The organism is Oceanobacillus locisalsi, from assembly GCF_042675985.1.
In the GTDB taxonomy this organism is placed as follows: Bacteria; Bacillota; Bacilli; order Bacillales; family Amphibacillaceae; genus Oceanobacillus; species Oceanobacillus locisalsi.
On the sequence record NZ_JBHTKK010000018.1, the window covers coordinates 1 to 19891 of the forward strand.

Sequence of the window (19891 nt, forward strand, 5' to 3'; positions counted from 1 at the left end):
GGTGGTACTTTTAACCTTATCAGAAATGGGTTCTTTTTTCATTTATTTGATGCAGTCTATATCTGTCATAGTTCCTTGACAGGTATGGGATGAGAAGCTATTTAGATTTTTCTATGAATAATTCAGGTTGAAGTAAAGATTTTGCCTTCTGGCATTCGCTCCGGAAAAACACTATGCTTTCCATGGGGCCGGCTTCAGCTAACTTGAAAAGAAACCCGCTTTTCAAGTGGATCTTCAGCTCGCCCTGTTCCCATAAGAGTCTTCGTGTTTTCCTCTGCTGATTACAGTATATAACAACATAATTAATGAATGATTACGTTAGAAAAATTAAAAAGATAGATTTAATAATTCAACTTATATAGAAGATAATTTTATATTTACTATTTTTAACATACATAAGAATAAATGGTTATAATGAGCATACGTACTGCGTTTATATGAAAACGCTTCTTCTGTTGAGACGCGTCGAATTTTATTTGATAATACAGTTTGAAATTTCCTTGCATTTTTTTATGAAAGGGGTTAAAATAATAATTGCAAAAGGTAATTGGAGTTACGAGAATACTTTACGATCTCTTTTTCAAGACGGTGTAAAAGTATTTAGGTTTCAATGACTTTGCATATCTTGTATAAGGAGGTCATGTAAATGACTGGTAAAGTAAAATGGTTTAATGCAGAAAAAGGTTTTGGTTTCATCGAGCGTGAAGACGGAGACGACGTATTCGTACACTTCTCTGCTATTCAGGCTGAAGGATTCAAAACGCTTGAAGAAGGTCAAGACGTTGAATTCGAAATTGTAGAAGGCAACCGTGGCCCACAAGCTGCAAACGTTGTTCGTCTTTAATTCGAATACGAATGATATAAAATGATAAAAAACCTCGAATGTTTTCTAGAGACATTCGAGGTTTTTAAAATGACTGGAAAGCATTTTGCTATAGTGACATTTCTGCTTCATGTGCAAGTAATTTAATCAATGCTTGCGTTCCGCTGTCTTCTTCTCCCATATCTGCTAAATCTTTATAAAGATTTAGTGATAATTCCAGTCCGGGTGCCGGCATCCCCATATTGTGCGCAGATTCTAAAGCAATTTCCATATCTTTAATAAAATGTTTTACATAAAATCCTGGTTCGTAATCTTTGTCAATCATTCTTTTACCTAAATTGGATAGAGAAAAACTTGCAGCAGCACCGGTAGAAATGGTGGCGAGCATTTCCTCTGCATCTAATCCGGCTTTTCTGGCATAAATAATGGATTCACAAACGCCGATCATATTGGAAGCAATCGCAATTTGATTGGCCATTTTTGTATGTTGTCCTGCTCCTGCCGGTCCAAGTAATGTAATTCTTTCTCCGAGGACCCGAAAGATGGGGGCAACGTCATGATATGCTTCTTTGTCTCCGCCGACCATGATTGCTAGTGTTCCATTTTTGGCACCGATATCTCCGCCGGAAACTGGCGCATCTAAAGCAGTAAAACCATTCTTTTTTGCCTCTTCATAAATATCGATTGCCAAGCTGGGCTTCGATGTAGTCATATCGATGACATAAGCACCTTCTTTGGTATGATTTAAAATCCCTTGGTCGCCGAAATAAACGTTTTCAACATCGACGGGATAGCCAACCATCGTAATAATCACATCACTTGCCTGAGCTAAACTGGCTGGGCTTTCATGCCAATCTGCTCCAAGTTCCAATACTTCTTCTGCTTTTGATTTTGTTCTTGTGTAAACATGCAGACTGTAGCCGGCATTGATTAAATTTTTAACCATACTATTCCCCATAACGCCTAAACCAATAAAACCGATTGATGCTGTTGATGCAGTTACCATCCTATCCGTCTCCTTTGTATAGATGTTTACCTTCAGCTTGTCATGAAAATTGGCAAAACGCAACTATTTGTAAAGGAACAAGGTATTCCAAAATAACATAAAATACATTTCAATGATCCAATAAAACTTGGTAACGATTGCCGTGAATCGAATGATGCTGGTTACATATAGTATAAAATGATTTGATGATATAAAAAAGCAGTTTGCTTATGAATGGACAAAAGGGGGAGAATTAGTCATGAAGGCAGATATAAAACAACTGAAGCAACGTTTGCTTACAAGGCAGGAAGAATTAATTGAACGAATAAATGGAAGGAAAGAAATGAATTATGAGTTCAGTCAAGAAGTGATGGGGGAATTATCCAATTATGATAATCATCCTGCCGATACGGGAACAGAACTTTTTGAACGGGAAAAGGACAGTGCTTTAGAACGGCATGCCGAATCGGAATTAGAGGATATTAATAAGGCGATTCATGCGATGGAAGAAGGGACTTACGGCATATGTAAGGTGTGTGGAGAAAATATTGAGCCGGAGCGGCTGGAGGCTTTACCCACTGCAGATTGCTGTAAGCAACATGCAGAACAGTGGGCATATCACGGAGAAACCACTCCTAAAGAAACATTCAGGGGAAGAGAAGACGGCGGTGAAAACAGCTGGGAAGATGTTCAACAATATGGAACATCCAGTTATACCCCAGATTATCATGACGGAACAGGGGTCTCGGAAGACGGCAAAGAAAGCGCTGATGATATACAAGTGGAAGACTTTCTGGCTGCAGATATGGAAGGAAAATATACAGGTGTTATGCCTAATCATGAAGCATATGAAGACGAATTGGATAGGGAAGAGGAGGAGTGAAGAACGATAAAGAAAACTTGGCATTTGTGAAAGAGGGACTTAAAAGCATATTTTGCTTTCTTAGTATCCCTTGTACTCTTAAGTGCAACCCTTTTGTGAATGCCTTCAGTGGGGCTGGGGCTGCGCTTACTCGCCTCACCGAAGAGCTTTTGCGATTATTCACCTCATCAAAAGCATTGCACTTATACTTTATTCCTTGTATTCTTTATACTTAAAGTGCAAAAACAAAAAACCGGACAAATGAGGCCATTGTTGAGAAGGTTCATTTGTCCGGTGTTTTATGTAGAAAATAAGATATCAGTCTATAGATTCAATTATGTTTGTAATTGCATCTGTAATAAAAAAGTTATTCAAAATCCCAAGGATAACTAAGGTCATTATAAATGATACAATCGTAAAATAAAAACTAAGTGTTGATTTTCCTACATGATTTTCTTCCTATACAGCAAAGAGCAGTTTGCCGGGATTTACTGGCAAGCTGCTCTTTGCAATAGCAATGTTTTTTATCCTTGTTGATTTTCTGGAGGCTGATTTCCTTTCAATTCATCCATTTTCAAGGTAATGGAATGCAATTCTCCATTACGGGCAAATTCAATTTCTACATGTTCTCCGGCTTGACCTTGGTCAAACAATTCTTTTCGTAAATCGATAATGGAGGTTACTGGATTTCCATTTATTTTGGTGATGACGTCAAATTGCTGTAAGTTTGCGTTATCTGCCGGTGAACCGGATTGGACATTAGCAACGACCATGCCGCCGTCTACATCTTCAGGGAGTGAGGTTTCCTGCTGATATTCCGGTGGCACCTGACTTAGTGGTGCAGTAGAAATACCGATTAACGGACGGGATACTTCACCGTCAGTTTCCAGTTTTTCAATAACTGGTAATGCTTCATCAATTGGGATGGCAAAACCGATTCCTTCGACCTGACTTTGAGAGATTTTCATGGAGTTAATTCCAATGACCTCTCCATCTGCATTCACTAATGCGCCGCCGCTGTTACCAGGGTTGATAGCTGCGTCAGTTTGCAGAACTTCTGTTACCCAATCTGGAGCCCCATCTCCGTTTGTATCTACTTCTACATTACGATTTAATCCGCTGATAATGCCTCTTGTGACACTATTATTAAATTCCATTCCAAGCGGATTACCTATTGCCATCACTGTTTCTCCCACTTCTCTGTCTTCACCAGACCCCATACTAGCTACTGTGTCAACATATTCTCCATCGATTTCAAGTACAGCTAAATCTGTTAAAGCGTCTGTCCCAAGCACAGTCGCATCTACTTGGTGCTCATCATCCAGAGCTACTTGAAGTTGTTCTGCACCTTCTACCACGTGGTTATTCGTGATTACGTATGCTCTTCCATCTTCTTTTTTATAGACGATACCAGACCCTGTTCCTGCTTCCTCACTCTCATCCCATAAACTTTGCTGCTGCATATTAATAATTCCGACAACAGCTTGTGAAACTTCTGAAATATCTGTAGAAACATCAGCGTCATCAGAAGCTATCGTAGGAATAATGGATTCGGAGGTCTCTGGTGAGGCACTTTCTTCTCCCCCTCCGCCTGATGAGTTGGAAACCCCTTCAGAAGCGGGTAATAATTGATTTCCTAAGAGTAAAACAACAAGTATGGAAGAAACAATTCCCCCAATTGCCCCGCCAAAAAAACCGCTTAACCAACGATTTGGTTTTTTGGATCTTTGCGGCTTTTGTTCTGTTGAAGCATTATATGTTGCCTGTTGTTCATTGATTGTATTATTTTGTTCTGTTTTATTCGTATTTGTTGTCGATGCTTCTTCCTCGGCTGAAGGTTCACGCTTTTTGTCGAAATCATTCGATACATTATTATTTCTTTCATTTTCATAATCATTATTATTCATTGTAAAGCACCTCCAAGTTAAATTTGATTTATCTACATTATAGTATGGAGCAGGGGTAATCTTTTGGTATAAATGTGTAAAAACTGTGTAATCTTACCCCCGGTTTGTCAGATAGGGGAGATTCATGTAAAAATAAATAATATACTATGAAAAAAGAAGCTGTAAGAATATTATTCCCCTATTATTAAAATTACCCATTCTGCTTTTTATAATAAACATAAGATGAAACTTTATTTAGGGAGATTTTCACTAATGCCACTGGCTGGCGGTAGGGTTGTAATGTAACGAAGCAGTGTCTTTTCAAAACTGTAGATGCTAAACTACAATGTAGTACTGGGCGAAAGAGGTGAAAATACATGTCTTATCATATTGGTTTAGTTGAAGATGATAAAAATATACAAGATATTGTGGTTGCTTATCTGAAAAAAGAAGGCTACCAGCTAACTGTGATGGATAATGCAGAAGACGGCTGGGCATTATGGGAAAACAACCCGCCTGATATGTGGGTGTTAGATATTATGCTTCCCGGAATGGATGGTTATGAATTTTGCAAGAAAATCCGTAATGAAAGTGATGTTCCCATCGTTATTATTTCTGCAAAAGATGAGGAAATCGATAAAATTTTGGGGCTGGAGCTGGGCGGTGATGACTATTTAACAAAACCTTTCAGCCCAAGAGAACTCATTGCCCGTATAAAAAGATTGTTTAAAAGGGTACAGCCGGGTTCTGTGGATAAGGAACCGGATGACCGGGTGAAGGTGGATCAGCTTCTTGTCTATAAAAATGAAAGAAGAGTGTTTTTTGAAGGAATCGAATATGAAACAACAGCAAAAGAATACGATATGCTGCTGCTGCTCGCAGAGAATCCCAATCGTGCGTTTTCGCGGGAAGAATTGCTGGTAAAAGTATGGGGCGATGATTATTTTGGCAGTGATCGTGCGGTAGATGATTTAATGAAACGTATCCGTAAAAAGATGGAACATATACCCCTTGAGACCGTATGGGGATTTGGTTATCGTTTAAGAAAAGATGAGGAAGCATAACAATGAAATTACAATCGCAATTAAATGCTGCATTTACAGCACTGCTCTTTGTTATTATGACAACGGCAGGGCTGGTTATTTACTCCCTTGTTTTAGATGTACTTATACAGGATGAACAGCGTCAGCTTGAAGAAACAGGTGAATTACTGATTAGTTTTCTTTCGGAACAGTATGAGGATGCAAGTGAGTATCGGAATATTGATACCTTTTTACAAGAACAGGATTTGCAGTTGTTCTTATATGACAGGAATTTAGATACAGTGTTATTTTCGACAATGTCTATTTCTGTTGTGAATGAATTTTTCCAGGAGAATGATTTTGAAGATAGTGATGAAACACTGTGGCAGCATGGGAATGACCGTTTTGTAACACAACGAATCATATTCTCTCCAGAGCAGTCCGGGATGGAATTGATTCTCTTAACTCCCATTAATGATTTAAGAGCGGTACAACAGAACTTTTTCTTCCGCTTATCTTGGGTGTTTTTAATTGGTGCTTTAGCAGCAGTGATTTTAAGTTATTATATGACAAATAAGCTGGTTACCCCGTTATCTTTGTTGAAGAAAGAATTAAAAAAGGTAGAAAACCGCCAGTTTGATCAAATGAAGCGAATCCGGGCTACCGGAGAGATAAAAGAAGTGGAACAGAGTGTCTATGAGATGTCACAGACATTGGAGCAATATATGAACTCACAGCAAACCTTCTTCCAAAATGCCAGCCATGAGCTGAAAACGCCATTGATGACAATTCAAGGTTATGCAGAAGGAATCCGTGACGGCATCTTTGATGAAAAAGATACGGAAAAAGGGCTGGAAGTAATGGTTACAGAGGTGAACAGGCTGAAAAAAATCATTAATGAAATGATTTTACTTGCCAAGTTAGACTCTCAACCGGATGTATATGAAGAAACAGAAATTGATGTGCAGGCTTTCATCGATGGTATTGTAAGCAAAGCATTGCCAATCGTTCATGAAAATAACTTGGATCTTCATCAGAAGGTGGACGGTTCGATTACGCTGCATGCAGATGAAGAAAAATTGCTGCGTGCCGTTTCCAATGTCGTATTTAATGCTATTAGATATGCTTCCAAAGAGGTATCCATTCACGTGTATAAGAAAAAGAATGAAATTTATTTTGATATCGAGGATGATGGAAAAGGAATTTCTGAAGAAGATATGGATAAGATATTCTATCGTTTTATCAAAGGAAAAGGCGGAGAAACCGGCTTAGGACTGGCTATTGCCCGTGCCATTATTGAACAGTCAAATGGCAAGATTTATGCTGGACCATCGAAAAAATTAGGCGGAGCGAAATTTATGATATGTCTCCCTGTTTCCAGTAAGCCAAAAGGAAATAAAAAAGGGAAGTCGTAGAGAAATAAAGAAAAGACTTCTTTCTATACCCGGACAGGTAAGGAAGAAGTCTTTCTAAATGACAGGTATTCGCTGGACGAATCGGCTTTTTTAAAGCTATTTTAATGAGATGTTCCGAATTTTTAAGTTTTCTTTATGCTTAAAATGGGAATGGTATAAACAGTTACTTTGTGACGAATCAGAATTAAGTTCTTCTTTTTCCATTATAATAATGTATGAGAAATAACACATGCTAAATAAAAAAATAACAATTTTACAATGTCCAACATTATATGATATAATAAATTGGTTTTACATTCGATATGTTAGAGGAGCGTACTATTTATGCAATTAAGAAATGATATTCGTAATATCGCAATTATTGCACACGTTGACCACGGAAAAACAACATTAGTGGATCAGCTATTAAGATATTCAGGAACTTTCAGAGAAAATGAACAAGTTGATGAGCGTGCAATGGACTCTGGAGATATAGAACGTGAACGCGGGATTACGATCTTAGCTAAAAATACAGCTTTAAAATATGAAGATTCGATGATTAATATCCTTGATACACCGGGTCACGCAGACTTTGGCGGTGAGGTAGAGCGTATTATGAAAATGGTTGACGGCGTTGCCTTAGTGGTTGATGCCTATGAAGGAACCATGCCGCAAACACGTTTCGTATTGAAAAAAGCTTTAGAACAAAAATTGACACCAATTGTGGTATTAAATAAAGTTGACCGTCCGAATGCCAGACCGGCAGAAGTGGTTGATGAAGTATTGGATTTATTTATTGAACTAGGAGCGGACGATAACCAATTGGAATTCCCAGTTGTTTATGCTTCTGCAATAAACGGAACATCCGGACTAGAACCGGAAGATCAGCAAGAATCAATGGATCCGGTCTTTAACACGATTATGGAGCATATCCCTGCACCGGCTGATACAAGAGAAGAACCACTGCAATTTCAAGTGACATTATTGGATTATAATGATTATGTCGGACGAATTGGTGTCGGACGAGTTGTTCGCGGTTCTATTAAAGTAGGACAGCAGGTTGTTGTATTAAAAGAAGATGGATCACAAAAATCCTTCCGTGTTTCCAAATTATTTGGTTTTATCGGATTAAAACGGGTTGAAATTCAAGAGGCAGTATCTGGAGATATTGTAGCCTTAGCGGGAATGGAAGACCTGAACGTCGGCGAAACGGTATGTCCGGCTGACCATCCGGATCCGCTTCCTTGGTTGCGTATTGATGAACCAACCTTGCAGATGACGTTTGTTGTCAATAACAGCCCATTCGCAGGAAAAGAAGGAAAATATATTACTTCCCGTCGCATTGAAGAACGTTTATTAAAAGAATTAGAAACGGATGTAAGTTTACGTGTAGAACCGACAGATTCACCGGATGCCTGGACGGTTTCCGGACGCGGAGAATTGCACCTGTCTATTCTTATTGAAAACATGCGTCGTGAAGGTTATGAACTGCAATTATCCAAACCGGAAGTAATTATCAAAGAAGTCGATGGTGTACAATGTGAACCGATGGAACGTGTTCAAGTAGATGTTCCGGAAGAGCACACCGGCTCTGTTATGGAATCATTAGGAGAGCGTAAAGGTGAAATGCTCGATATGGTGAACCAGGGAAATGGACAAGTTCGTATTGACTTCAAAGTACCATCACGCGGACTTCTAGGATATACGACAGAATTTATGTCTCAAACACGTGGTTATGGAATCATTAACCATACTTTTGATGCATTTGAACCTGTTATTAAAGGCCAAGTCGGAGGTCGCCGTGAAGGAGTGCTGGTAGCACTTGAAAAAGGTAAAGCTTCCACTTATGGCATTATGAACCTGGAGGACCGGGGAACTATCTTTGTTGCACCTGGTACGGAAGTGTATGAAGGTATGATTGTTGGGGAACACAATCGTGACAATGACTTAACAGTTAATATTACGAGAGAAAAACACTTGACCAACGTGCGTTCTGCAACAAAAGACCAGACAGCAACTATTCGTAAAACAAAAGAAATGTCACTTGAAGAAGCATTACAATATATAAGTGGAGAAGAATATTGTGAAGTGACACCAGAAACGATTCGTCTCCGTAAGAAAATCCTTGATAAAAATGAACGTGAAAAAGCAGCAAAAAGAAAATAAAACAAAAGGCGGGCAGATTTGATTATCAAATCTGCCCGCCTTTTGTTTTTAAGATTTAAAATAACGCAGTAATCCAGCTATCGATAAAATGACCATCAACACAATACCAGCTCCGCCTAAAATAAAAAACGTCAAGAAGTGCATATCTCATGCCTCTTTCTAAATAGATGTTATTTATTCTATTTTAACATAATAATCGAAATATTCTAGTTATGGAAAATAGGTTTACTATTTAAAAGAAAAATGTCATATGATATATTTTAATAGTAATATATACCAATTATGGAAGTATTTTTATGCGGTCTTTGAATGCGACATCGCTGAAGAAGAAATACAATAGCAGAAATTGCGAGGAGATTATAACATGAACACGTTTGTTAGGTACTTGTTATTATTTATAATCACTTGTGTATTGTCTCTTATCATAACAAATTTCGAACCTTTTAGCAGCTTCAACTATGGGTGGCTCTACAGGGCAATCACAATGGGTGTTTTGGTTGGACTTTCCTATTATATAATATTTCAAGGGACAAAACCCAAAGCGAAAAATAAATAATCATTTTAGCAGGATTCCATAATAAAAATGCGGAGGAAACCAATTAATTTCCCCTGCTTTTTTATTATGGAATTGTAAGGTTTAAAATAATGCAGAAAACCAGTTATTGATGAAAGCAAATATATTACCATATTTGATTACATAAAAGTTAAAAAGAATGGAACAAGAAATGAAACTACCACAGCGCTGATGGTCATGGATAAGACACTGATAGCTCCTTCGATCCTCCCGTTTTCTAATGCTTTTGCTGTTCCAATAGCATGGGACGCGGTTCCGATGCTAAGCCCTTTAGCAATTGGATGATGAATTCGGCACAATTTCAAAATAACCGGTCCAAACATTCCTCCGCTGACACCAGCTATCATGACGAATACAGCAGCCATTGACATATTTCCGCCTACGGTGTCTGTAATACTGATAGCAATTGGTGTAGTAACGGATTTCGCAGCAACAGACTGGATCAGCCAGTCTTCAAATCCAAACAGTTTTGCGCCCGCTATTCCAGTAATAACACCAGTCAGAGAACCGGCAAATATACCGATACTGATTGCGCCGGCATATTTTTTAATTAAATAAATTTCTCTGTATAAAGGAACTGCCAGCGAAACCACAATGGGACCAAGAAGCAAGTCAATCCACTGTCCGCCAACCATATATGTTTCGTAAGGAATCCCGGTTAAAAATAAAAACAAGACAATACTCGCAGTACACAGAAATATTGGCATAGTGAATGGATTTGGTTTTCTGCTGTGTAGTTTCTTGGAAAAATAATAAAGAAAAATAGTTGCTGCAATCGCTATTATCCCGATAAAAAAACTACTCATGGGACGTCACCTCTTTTCTAAGCAAGGCATTCGTTACGATCCCGCTAATACCGATAACCATGAAGGTACTTATGATAACTAATAAAATCGTCAGACTGCCCTTACCAAAAAAAAAGCTTAAGTACTGAATAACACCAACAGTGACCGGGATAAAGAAAAAGGGGATATCTTTTAACAGAAAATCAACACCGGATTGGATCCATCTCAAAGGAATGACTTTTGAGATAAGCAGGACAAAAAGAAGCAGCATACCAATAAGGCTGCCGGGAATGTTGAGTGCAAAAAAGTTTTGAATAAGCACTCCTATATAATTAAAAAGGAATAATATACCAATTTGTACAATCATGATGAAATACTTCACAATAAACCTCCATTGTTGTTTTCCATTTTCAGACTCTTATTAAAGATATCATCGCTAAAAAACAAGATACTATCCATTTTATTCGAAAATGGGACATTCGCCAAGGTTTCTTTAGGATAATCTGTGATATCTTTTCTTTTTTGGCGAACGAAAAAAACAGCTCGACGCTTCGAAATCGAACGCCGAGCTGATGTGAAACCAATTCGTATTAATCAACCATATTACTTTTCTGGGTTTTTAAATAAGCTTTATGAACCTTTGGCGCAATCCATGGCCGGAATGTATATCCTAACAGGATGAATATCACTGGGAAGATGGCAAGCATAGCAAATTTGTTAAATACAACAGACCACACAATTCCGCCACTTGCTTCTCTCAGAATATCGATGGCATACGTGAACGGCAGAAATGGATGAATAGCTTGGAAGAACTCCGGCGCTACTTGAATTGGGAACATGCCGCCACCGCCCGATAATTGCAGGATCATAAAGATGATCGCAAGGGCTTTTCCGACGTTGCCAAACAGGGATACCAGCGTATATACAATAATCATAAACGCTAATGCAATCAACACACTGAAGAGTGTAAAGTAAAATGGATGTGCCATATAAACATCCAATATAAAGATGTTACCCAAGGAGGCGATGATTGCCTGTAAGACAGCTACGATTAAGAATAACGTCATCCGGCCGAGATAAATGTCTCTTAAGCTGAATATTTCTCTATTTTTATCTTTCAATTCGGTGGTAATTAAATTACAAAGCAATAACGCACCGACCCATAGTGCAAGCACCGTATAGAAAGGTGTATTAGCTGAACCATAGTTTGGAATGGCAAAGAGTTTTTCTTCATCGAGCTGCACTGGACGGGAGAAATACTCTGTTTCATCACTCAGGTCATTTTGCAATGCATCAATTAATTCTTGAATGATTTGATCGTCTTCCATCTGTTGGATGCGATCATAGGCGTTTTGGATATCTTCTTTATATCCTGGCCAATCATCCCGGATAAAGTCTGCCATTTCGCCGATAGCTTCCTGAGCTTCCGGTAAATTATCCTGAACAAGGGAATTTAGCTGTTTGTATTGTTCAATTAAATCATCCATATCATTTGTTACAAAACCGGCTAAGTTATTGACTTCATCTTCTAATTGAGGCATATCATTTTGGAAAAATGAACTTGCCGCACCCACACCATTTTTAAAATCAGGGAAGTATTGATTAACGGTATCAGAGATATCACTGAATTCTTCTTCATAGTACGGTAAATTTTCATTTAAAAGGTTCAAATAATACTGTGAATCATCGACAACAGTCGCTGCTTCCGATAAATAATCAGAAGCTAAATCCGTATAATCTAATGCAGCATTTAATTTGGAATCTGCATCATTCAATCTATTTTCTAAAGTCGTAAATGCATCGTTCACAAATGGACTCAATGTATCTTCATTAAAGGATTGCAATGATTCCAGATTATTTACTGCGTCATCCTTTATATCTTCTAATTGGTCAGGGTCAAAATCACTGTTCCCCAAATAGTCAATAACATCAATTAATTGAGAACTGTTGCCTTCAAGTGTATCTTTAATGGACTCCAATTCCTCTTTATTCTCTGGCACTTCTAATAGGTCAAGTGAGTTTTGCGTACTTGTAATAGAAGACTGCAGCCCTTCAAGACTTTCCTGAACCGCCTGAATTTGCTCTTCCGCATATTCTTCTCTATCCGGGTTTTCTTTCATGGCAATTAATTCAGGGAGTTGCTGCATATTGCTTGTTGCAAGATCTATATTTTGATCTAACACAGTTGAAATTTCATCAAAAGCGTTCATCGTATCTTCATGCAGGTCACCGATTACTTGATCAATTTCTTCATCTCGCTGTTGTGTATCAGCGTTCTCGTCAGATTGCTCGGAGTCCTCGCTATCTTGCTCCGCATTTTCATCAGATTGCTCGGAGTCCTCGCTATCTTGCTCCGCATTCTCGTCAGATTGCTTGGAGTCCTCACTATCTTGCTCCGCATTCTCGTCAGATTGCTCGGAGTCCTCACTGTCTTGCTCCGCATTTTCATCAGATTGCTCGGAGTCCTCGCTATCTTGCTCCGCATTTTCATCAGATTGCTCGGAGTCCTCACTGTCTTGCTCCGCATTTTCATCAGATTGCTCGGAGTCCTCGCTATCTTGCTCCGCATTCTCGTCAGATTGCTCGGAGTCCTCGCTGTCTTGATCAGTGTTCTCATCAGATTGCTCGGAGTCCTCGCTATCTTGCTCCGCGTTCTCGTCAGATTGCTCGGAGTCCTCACTGTCTTGCTCCGCATTTTCATCAGATTGCTCGGAGTCCTCACTATCTTGCTCCGCATTTTCATCAGATTGCTCGGAGTCCTCACTGTCTTGCTCCGCATTTTCATCAGATTGCTCGGAGTCCTCATTGTCCTGACCTGTATCTTCTGCCGATCCATCTTCACTGTTATCCGTATTTTCGTCGTTTGCTTCATCTTGTGTTGTATCTGGAACAAATTCTGCGTTTGCTAAATCTTCTTTGACATCATTGAAAGAGGATTGATAGTTGTCTATTACTTCATTTAAAGTATTAACATCTTCCTCTGTAAGATTATTTTCCTCGATTTTAGGAAGTATATCTTCTAATTCAGAAGAAAGGTCATTTCCTTGTTCTTTTGTTTCATCTGCTGAAGTGCTTAGTTTTTCCAGAGATTCATTGGATTCCAGATTGGCTGGATCACGAACCTCTTCTAAAATATCTTCCAATGACTGCTGCGAATCAGTAACAGAGTCTTTAACGTTATTTACAAAATCAGGTGTGGTCATTTCTTCTGAGTTGAAATCAAAAGAAGGAAGACCGTTGATAATTTCCTCCGCTTCGTTGACTCGGCTATGAATCAGTTCGGCAACGTCATCTGTTGTCTGTTCAGCCTCATTTACAGTATCTTGTGCGCGGTCGACCTGATCCTGATAATCACGAATTTGCTGATTAATCTCCGGAATACGCTCTTGCACATCCGCTAAGGTATCACCTGCTGTAATACTGGCATTATAAGCGTCTTCTAATCCCTGGTTAATAGCAGGGAAATATTGCTGAATCGAACTGATTCGAGTTAACGCATTTTCGATATCAGGCATGGACTGGTTTAATTCAACGACAGCATCTCCCAGACGGTTGATATCGTCCATATGGGATTGAACAGTCAGAATCTGATCTCCGCCTTCTCGGATGTTTGACTCATAGTCCTCTAAACTGTCCAATGTATCTGCGTAGTTTTGAATATTATCCTGGTCTTCGTCTAACTGAACAATGAGATCTCCTGCTTCATCGATATCATCTATATGATCATGCAGGTTATAAACAGCACTTTTGATTTTCTCCAGGATAGGAAGGTTTTGCTCGAGTTCAATCCCGGCATTATTAAATTCTTCCAGCAATGTTTGAGCTGTTGTCTGTACAAATGTATCATTAATGGTTTCTGTAATTTGTGTAGCTCCAGTATCTGTCATTTTAGGAGCAATTGCATTGGTTTTTTCATTTACTTTATATTGTACATTTGCACTTTTAGGCTCATCATCAAGGATACTGGTCACATCTTCCGAAAAGGTTTCAGGGATGTGAATGGTTGCAAAATATTCTCCTTTATAAACCTTTTCATCTGCTTCTTCAATCGAATCATCGAATTGCCATCCTAATGATTCATTCTCCTTCAAATTGTCTATCAGTTCGTCTCCCATATTGATGGATTCGCCTTCCACTTCTGTTCCGGTATCATCACTGACGACCCCGATTTGGATTCCCTGTGTATTTGAATAAGGGTCCCAGGATGCTTTTATATTAAACCAAGCATAAAAAGAAGGGAGGATTGCTAATCCAATAATCAAAATAAGAACAGAGGGAACACGAATGATGTTTTTCATATCTTGTTTTGTAATTTTAAAAGCCTTTTTCAAAAAAATCTCCTCTTTCCCGGATAATGAATGATGACATATGTTACAAATAATACCGTACATCTTGATTAGCAGGTATACCGTATTTTAACCAATCCTTTTATTCTTACTATTCAACTTTTCCTAAAAGTATGGTATCATAAATATAAATGAATGACAATCAGTCAGTTTAAAAAGGAGGTAGTGATATGGCGAAAACTGCTAATAAAAAAGAACTTATCTTGACGAGTGCTTATCAGGTTTTTAAGGAAAATGGCTTGGAAGATACACGTGTTTCGCAAATTGTAAAAAAAGCCGGGATTGCTCAAGGTACTTTTTATCTGTATTATCAGAGCAAATTGGATGTTTTGCCGGATTTGGCGCAGCAAATCATTTCCAATTACACAAAATACCTTACAGAACATGGTGATTTGGATGCGGGACTGGATTATAACTTAAGGCTGGCGATAAACCGTATTTTTGAAACAAATCAGGAAGACCGAACGATTCCTTCGATTGTTTATGCAGGTATTACCAGAAGCGGAGATATCGATAAATGGAAGGTGATTTATCGTCCTCTATACGATCTTGTGGCAAACTATCTGGAAGCAGCCAAGAAGAAGGGAGACATTGGCACGGATATCGATGCTGATTATTATAGTGAGTTTATTATCTCGTTAATTGAGACTACAGCAAGGGGCATGATTCTGTTTCAACGTACTCCAGAAGAAATAAAAAAATATAAAGAAGAACTGGCTTCTTTTATATTGAATGCTGTATCTTGGGATCCGGTCAAAGTGTTGTGAAATAGAGAAAAAACGTCGATTCTATATATAGAATCGACGTTTTTTATGGAAGTATTTATCAAACACTTAACTTAATAAAGCTTCTTTTCTTTCTTCTTCCAGCTGCAGCTTTTCATTGATCTTTGCACTTACATCTGCAAAAACTTCAGGGTTATCGGATAAAGAAATACCATAGGAAGGAATCATTTCTTTGATTTTAGGTTCCCATTTTTTAAAGTGATGCGGAAAGCAACGTTGAAGAACATCGAGCATGACATCTACAGAAACGGAAGCACCTGGTGAAGCGCCAAGTAAAGCAGCGATAGAACCATCTTCCGCAGTAATGACTTCGGTACCGAATTGCAGAGTTCCTTTTCCGCCTGCATCTGTATCCTTAATCACCTGTACACGCTGTCCGGCAACAACAATATCCCACTCTCCGGCTTTCGCATCAGGGATGAATTCACGCAACTCTTCCATTCTTTTTTCATCTGATAGAAGGACTTGCTGAATAAGATATTTTGTCAGTCCCATTTCTTTTGCGCCGGCTGCAAGCATTGTTGTTAAATTATTGGGCCGGATGGATCCAAATAGATCCAGATTTGACCCCGTTTTTAAAAACTTCGGTGAAAAACCTGCAAAAGGGCCAAATAATAAAGAGCGTTCTCCGTTGATGAATCGGGTGTCCAAGTGCGGTACGGACATTGGAGGTGCTCCTACTTTTGCTTTTCCATATACCTTTGCATGATGTTTTTCGGCAACTTCCGGGTTGTTACAAACCATAAATAACCCGCTCACCGGGAAGCCGCCGATATGTTTGGATTCTGGGATATTTGTTTTCTGCAATAACGGCAGACTTCCGCCGCCAGCTCCAATAAATACAAATTTTGCTTTGTGATAGGAAACTTTGCCATTAAATAAATTTTTCACTTTTACTTCCCAGAGGTTATCCTTTGTACGTGCAATAGATTCGACTTCATGTTTAAAGTAAAGTCTTGTCCCCTGTTCTTCCAGTTGATCAAATAATTTACGTGTTAAACTGCCAAAGTTAATGTCCGTTCCTGAATCAATTTTTGAAGCAGCAATCGGTTCACGATCATCCCGGCCTTCCATCATAAGCGGGATCCATTCTTTCAATGTTTCTTCATCTTCCGTAATTTCCATGCCTTCGAATAATGGATTGTTTCGAAGTGCTTCTACCCGTTTTTTAAGGAATTCCACATTGTCTTCGCCTTCTACAAAGCTTATATGCGGTAATGATTGAATAAATTCCTCTGGATTATCTAATACGCCCTGTTCAACAAGGTAAGACCAGTACTGTTTTGATAATTGGAACTGCTCATTTATTTTAACTGCTTTCGTAATGTCGAGTGAACCATCCGGCTGTTCCGGTGTATAGTTCATTTCACAAAGCGCAGAGTGACCTGTTCCGGCATTATTCCATGCATCCGAACTTTCCTGTGCTGTTTGACCCAGCTTTTCAAAAACATTAATCTGCCATTCAGGCTGCAGTGTTTTTAATAAGGAACCAATCGTGGCACTCATAATCCCACCGCCGATTAAAATGACATCTGTCTGATTCGTATCTTTCCTCATCATTGTCACAAACCTTCCTTAACTGAAATTCTTACATGTATACTCTTACAAAATAGAATTCTCAAAAAAATAGTAATTTAGTTACTAAAAATATGTTCCGTACTTATTTATTATACTCTTTTTTAGAGAAAGAAAAAAGATGTTTGAAGGAATAGAGTAATTAAAAGTTTGAAAGAGGGCTGAAAAGAAGCGGGGTTCTATGAAATAAAACCTGCCGAAATGGCTGCAGCATACGCCAGTTTTGGCAGGTTAAAAGGCATTGTATTTATTTGATTCGGTAAAGCGGGAGCGTACAACATCTGAAAGAGCCGCCGGACTTAATAATTTCAGAAAAGGGAACTTCTATGATGTGGTAGCCAAGTTCTGTTAATATCTTATTTATCCGTTTATTTTCAGGAAGGCTGATGACTTTATGATGTCCAATAGATAATACATTGGGTGCCATATAGAATTGTTCTTCTTTGGTTACTTCAACGCATGTATAGTGTTTTTTTAGTAGGTGATAGGCGTTTTCACTCATTCCGTCCGGATAGATTAACGCATATTTTCCCTCTAAAATATTAAATGCACAATCTAAATGGAGGATATCCTCCTGTAATGGAATTGTTGTTACTTCCATGTGAGGAAATTGCCTGCAAAGGCAGTCAACGGCCGCCTGCTCTGTACGTTGGCTTAAGCCGACCCAGATATGATCGTTATCAATGATGACATCTCCGCCCTCTATGGTGGTATCGGAAAAAGTATGATAGTTTACTTTCTCCTCATCCAGCCAATTTTGCAAAATAGGGCTTTCTTTTTTACGGATATCTCGTTTCATCGTAGAAATGAATAAATAATCACGGATAACGAAACCGATATCCCGTGTAAAAACCTGTTCATTTAAGTTTGGCCTTGGCGATAATGAAATCACTTTTGTTCCGTTATCTTCTAAGGTTTTTATAAAAAAAGCATGTTGTTCCATTGCTTTTTTTCGATCGATATTGTCTTTTGCATAATAAGCTTGGGTTTCATTGATAACGGTTGTAATTTTCATATTGTCCGGTGGAACAACAATAACTTGATGTAAAGGGTCATACTCATTTTGACAATGGATTGTAGTTAATTTTTCTTCCTTTTTTACCATGTTGACTTAGCCCCCAATTCTGCTGTCAGAAATACATTTCTAATGTTCATTATAATGTGTGTTCAAAAACTTGCCAACATTTTCCGATGGGGCGAGTAAGCGCAGCAGTTGCACGATGGTTTTTTTACTTAAAAGCAGTATCAGGAAACGTAATGGTGAAGGATGTAAGACGGGATTGCATGTGTGCAGGCAGGCGGGTATTTTAGAGGGATTGGGTAAGGAGACTAACAGCATTGCCGTATGAAAAAAGAGATAGTGTCTCATACAAAAATCTCCTCGTCAGTAAACTGAAAAAACGGGGAGATTTTATACTTCTTTCTTTTTATTTTTGGAGTTTTTTTCATTCGGAATGTACTTCGAATAATGTACTGCAAAAATAAGACATACTAAAGCGAGCCCCCATGCAGCAACGCCGCTCCAATACAGTTGCAGTTTAGATCCAATATATATAATCAGAATGCTTAAAGCAAATAAAATCAGTGTTAAATACCGTTTCATCTTTCTTTCCCCCTAAAAAAATGGACACAATAATACATATGAAACTATACAAAGTTTATTCTATAGTTTTTCTCTGCATTTTTAATTTATACAGTCATTATAAATGATTTATTGTATATCGTCATGATAAAAGCTCTTATCCTTTGATGTTTTCTCTTATTTTTCAAAAGAAATGTATCAATGGAAATAAATCTTTTTCCAAAGTGTATTTTTCGGACTACTTTTGATAAAATGATTCCGTAGCGATGAAATACGAAGGAGAAAAAGAATACATGGAGTGGAAAAATTTATATCGTGGTTTAATAATGGGGTCTGTAGAAGTTGTTCCCGGTATAAGCGGGGGAACTATTGCTGTCCTGTTAGGTATTTATGAACGTTTGATTGCATCTATAAGCGGTTTTTTCAGTAAAGATTGGAAGAAACACCTGAGTTTTCTGGTACCTTTAGGAATTGGCATGGTCACAGCTATTTTCTTATTTGCCAGAGTAATTGATTGGTTATTTACGCATTATCCCATGCAAACACAATTTTTCTTTTTGGGACTGGTCATTGGTGTGATTCCTTACTTATACCAAAAAGCAGAAGGAAAGACAAAATTTCATACAAAGCAGTATATGCTGTTGCTTATTGGATTTATTATTGTCGCAGGATTAGGTATTTTAAATCCAAATGAAGGACAGGTTATTGAAAATATTAGTACAAATACGTATATCTTATTATTCGTAGCAGGTTTTATCGGCAGCAGTGTCATGATTGTGCCAGGAATTAGCGGGTCCATGATAATGATGCTGCTTGGTGTATATCCCACAATAATGAGCGCTATCAGTAATTTTCAATTTTCTATTATTATTGTAGCTGGTGCTGGGATTGCACTAGGGTTTATTACGATGAGCAAGGTAATTGCTTACTTTTTAAGAAATTATTTCATAAGTACCTACGCCGTTATTATCGGATTGGTTATTGGTGCGATTACCATTGTATTTCCAGGTATTCCTGCAGGTGCCGGCAGTATCCTAATATGTGTTCTTTTATTTATAGGCGGATTAATTGCAGCATTGGCATTGGGAAGATTAGAATATAAATAA

General features: G+C 38.3%; 15 protein-coding genes. 7 read left to right on the forward strand and 8 right to left on the reverse strand.

Annotation, left to right across the window (positions count from 1 at the left end):
* The first annotated feature begins 646 nt into the window (after positions 1–646).
* Positions 647–844, forward strand: coding sequence for a cold shock domain-containing protein (locus ACFQ19_RS13800; protein WP_017795660.1), 198 nt, complete (start codon positions 647–649; stop codon positions 842–844).
* Positions 845–932: 88 nt separating this feature from the next.
* Here the strand turns inward: ACFQ19_RS13800 and ACFQ19_RS13805 are convergent, their stop codons facing one another.
* Positions 933–1892, reverse strand: a complete 960-nt coding sequence (locus ACFQ19_RS13805) for an NAD(P)-dependent oxidoreductase (protein ID WP_379593033.1) — start codon at positions 1890–1892, stop codon at positions 933–935.
* 175 nt (positions 1893–2067) lie between these two features.
* On the opposite strand from ACFQ19_RS13805, the gene ACFQ19_RS13810 reads away from it, so the two are divergent.
* Complete coding sequence (locus ACFQ19_RS13810) at positions 2068–2691, forward strand: TraR/DksA C4-type zinc finger protein (RefSeq protein ID WP_379593035.1); 624 nt, start codon at positions 2068–2070, stop codon at positions 2689–2691.
* A gap of 503 nt (positions 2692–3194) precedes the next feature.
* Here the strand turns inward: ACFQ19_RS13810 and ACFQ19_RS13815 are convergent.
* A complete protein-coding gene (locus ACFQ19_RS13815) occupies positions 3195–4577 on the reverse strand; it encodes a S1C family serine protease (RefSeq protein ID WP_379593037.1) in 1383 nt (460 codons plus the stop codon).
* Positions 4578–4933: 356 nt separating this feature from the next.
* On the opposite strand from ACFQ19_RS13815, the gene ACFQ19_RS13820 reads away from it, so the two are divergent.
* The 3 genes from ACFQ19_RS13820 to typA all read left to right on the forward strand — a co-directional run bounded on the left by ACFQ19_RS13820 (position 4934) and on the right by typA (position 9138).
* Entirely contained in the window at positions 4934–5620 is a 687-nt protein-coding gene (locus ACFQ19_RS13820; protein WP_379593039.1) for a response regulator transcription factor, read from the forward strand.
* Positions 5621–5622: 2 nt separating this feature from the next.
* Positions 5623–6993, forward strand: coding sequence for a sensor histidine kinase (locus tag ACFQ19_RS13825; protein ID WP_379593041.1), 1371 nt, complete (start codon positions 5623–5625; stop codon positions 6991–6993).
* A gap of 324 nt (positions 6994–7317) precedes the next feature.
* Positions 7318–9138, forward strand: coding sequence for a translational GTPase TypA (gene typA, locus ACFQ19_RS13830; RefSeq protein WP_379593043.1), 1821 nt, complete (start codon positions 7318–7320; stop codon positions 9136–9138).
* Positions 9139–9831: 693 nt separating this feature from the next.
* On the opposite strand, the gene ACFQ19_RS13835 is transcribed toward typA, so the two are convergent.
* From ACFQ19_RS13835 to ACFQ19_RS13845, 3 genes are all read right to left on the reverse strand, one after another.
* Positions 9832–10518 (reverse strand): LrgB family protein, encoded by a 687-nt coding sequence (locus tag ACFQ19_RS13835; protein ID WP_379593045.1) that lies wholly within the window; start codon positions 10516–10518, stop codon positions 9832–9834.
* The gene (locus tag ACFQ19_RS13840) at positions 10511–10879 is read right to left on the reverse strand and encodes a CidA/LrgA family protein (protein WP_379593047.1); all 369 of its coding nucleotides are present in this window, start codon (positions 10877–10879) and stop codon (positions 10511–10513) included. Before ACFQ19_RS13840 ends, ACFQ19_RS13835 begins: the two co-directional genes overlap by 8 nt.
* Before the next feature lie 208 nt (positions 10880–11087).
* On the reverse strand, positions 11088–14828 hold the full coding sequence (locus ACFQ19_RS13845) for a YhgE/Pip family protein (RefSeq protein ID WP_379593049.1): 3741 nt from the start codon (positions 14826–14828) through the stop codon (positions 11088–11090).
* A 185-nt stretch (positions 14829–15013) separates the two neighbouring features.
* Between ACFQ19_RS13845 and ACFQ19_RS13850 the strand changes: the two genes are divergently transcribed.
* Positions 15014–15610: a TetR/AcrR family transcriptional regulator gene (locus ACFQ19_RS13850; RefSeq protein WP_379593051.1), complete on the forward strand. Its 597-nt coding sequence runs from the start codon at positions 15014–15016 to the stop codon at positions 15608–15610.
* Positions 15611–15676: 66 nt separating this feature from the next.
* Here the strand turns inward: ACFQ19_RS13850 and mqo are convergent, their stop codons facing one another.
* The 3 genes from mqo to ACFQ19_RS13865 form a co-directional block, all read right to left on the reverse strand.
* Positions 15677–17185: a malate dehydrogenase (quinone) gene (mqo, locus tag ACFQ19_RS13855; protein WP_379593182.1), complete on the reverse strand. Its 1509-nt coding sequence runs from the start codon at positions 17183–17185 to the stop codon at positions 15677–15679.
* A 265-nt stretch (positions 17186–17450) separates the two neighbouring features.
* A complete protein-coding gene (locus ACFQ19_RS13860) occupies positions 17451–18308 on the reverse strand; it encodes a dimethylarginine dimethylaminohydrolase family protein (RefSeq protein WP_379593053.1) in 858 nt (285 codons plus the stop codon).
* 306 nt (positions 18309–18614) lie between these two features.
* Positions 18615–18806, reverse strand: a complete 192-nt coding sequence (locus tag ACFQ19_RS13865; RefSeq protein ID WP_379593055.1) for a hypothetical protein — start codon at positions 18804–18806, stop codon at positions 18615–18617.
* 272 nt (positions 18807–19078) lie between these two features.
* On the opposite strand from ACFQ19_RS13865, the gene ACFQ19_RS13870 reads away from it, so the two are divergent.
* On the forward strand, positions 19079–19891 hold the full coding sequence (locus tag ACFQ19_RS13870) for a DUF368 domain-containing protein (protein ID WP_379593057.1): 813 nt from the start codon (positions 19079–19081) through the stop codon (positions 19889–19891).

Coding starts and splice junctions, on each gene's coding strand:
- ACFQ19_RS13820 (WP_379593039.1), top strand. CDS start 4,934: ATGTCTTATCATATTGGTTTAGTTGAAGATGATAAAAATATACAAGAT.
- ACFQ19_RS13835 (WP_379593045.1), bottom strand. CDS start 10,518: ATGAGTAGTTTTTTTATCGGGATAATAGCGATTGCAGCAACTATTTTT.
- ACFQ19_RS13865 (WP_379593055.1), bottom strand. CDS start 18,806: ATGAAACGGTATTTAACACTGATTTTATTTGCTTTAAGCATTCTGATT.
- mqo (WP_379593182.1), bottom strand. CDS start 17,185: ATGAGGAAAGATACGAATCAGACAGATGTCATTTTAATCGGCGGTGGG.
- ACFQ19_RS13825 (WP_379593041.1), top strand. CDS start 5,623: ATGAAATTACAATCGCAATTAAATGCTGCATTTACAGCACTGCTCTTT.
- ACFQ19_RS13860 (WP_379593053.1), bottom strand. CDS start 18,308: ATGGTAAAAAAGGAAGAAAAATTAACTACAATCCATTGTCAAAATGAG.
- ACFQ19_RS13870 (WP_379593057.1), top strand. CDS start 19,079: ATGGAGTGGAAAAATTTATATCGTGGTTTAATAATGGGGTCTGTAGAA.
- ACFQ19_RS13815 (WP_379593037.1), bottom strand. CDS start 4,577: ATGAATAATAATGATTATGAAAATGAAAGAAATAATAATGTATCGAAT.
- typA (WP_379593043.1), top strand. CDS start 7,318: ATGCAATTAAGAAATGATATTCGTAATATCGCAATTATTGCACACGTT.
- ACFQ19_RS13850 (WP_379593051.1), top strand. CDS start 15,014: ATGGCGAAAACTGCTAATAAAAAAGAACTTATCTTGACGAGTGCTTAT.
- ACFQ19_RS13800 (WP_017795660.1), top strand. CDS start 647: ATGACTGGTAAAGTAAAATGGTTTAATGCAGAAAAAGGTTTTGGTTTC.
- ACFQ19_RS13810 (WP_379593035.1), top strand. CDS start 2,068: ATGAAGGCAGATATAAAACAACTGAAGCAACGTTTGCTTACAAGGCAG.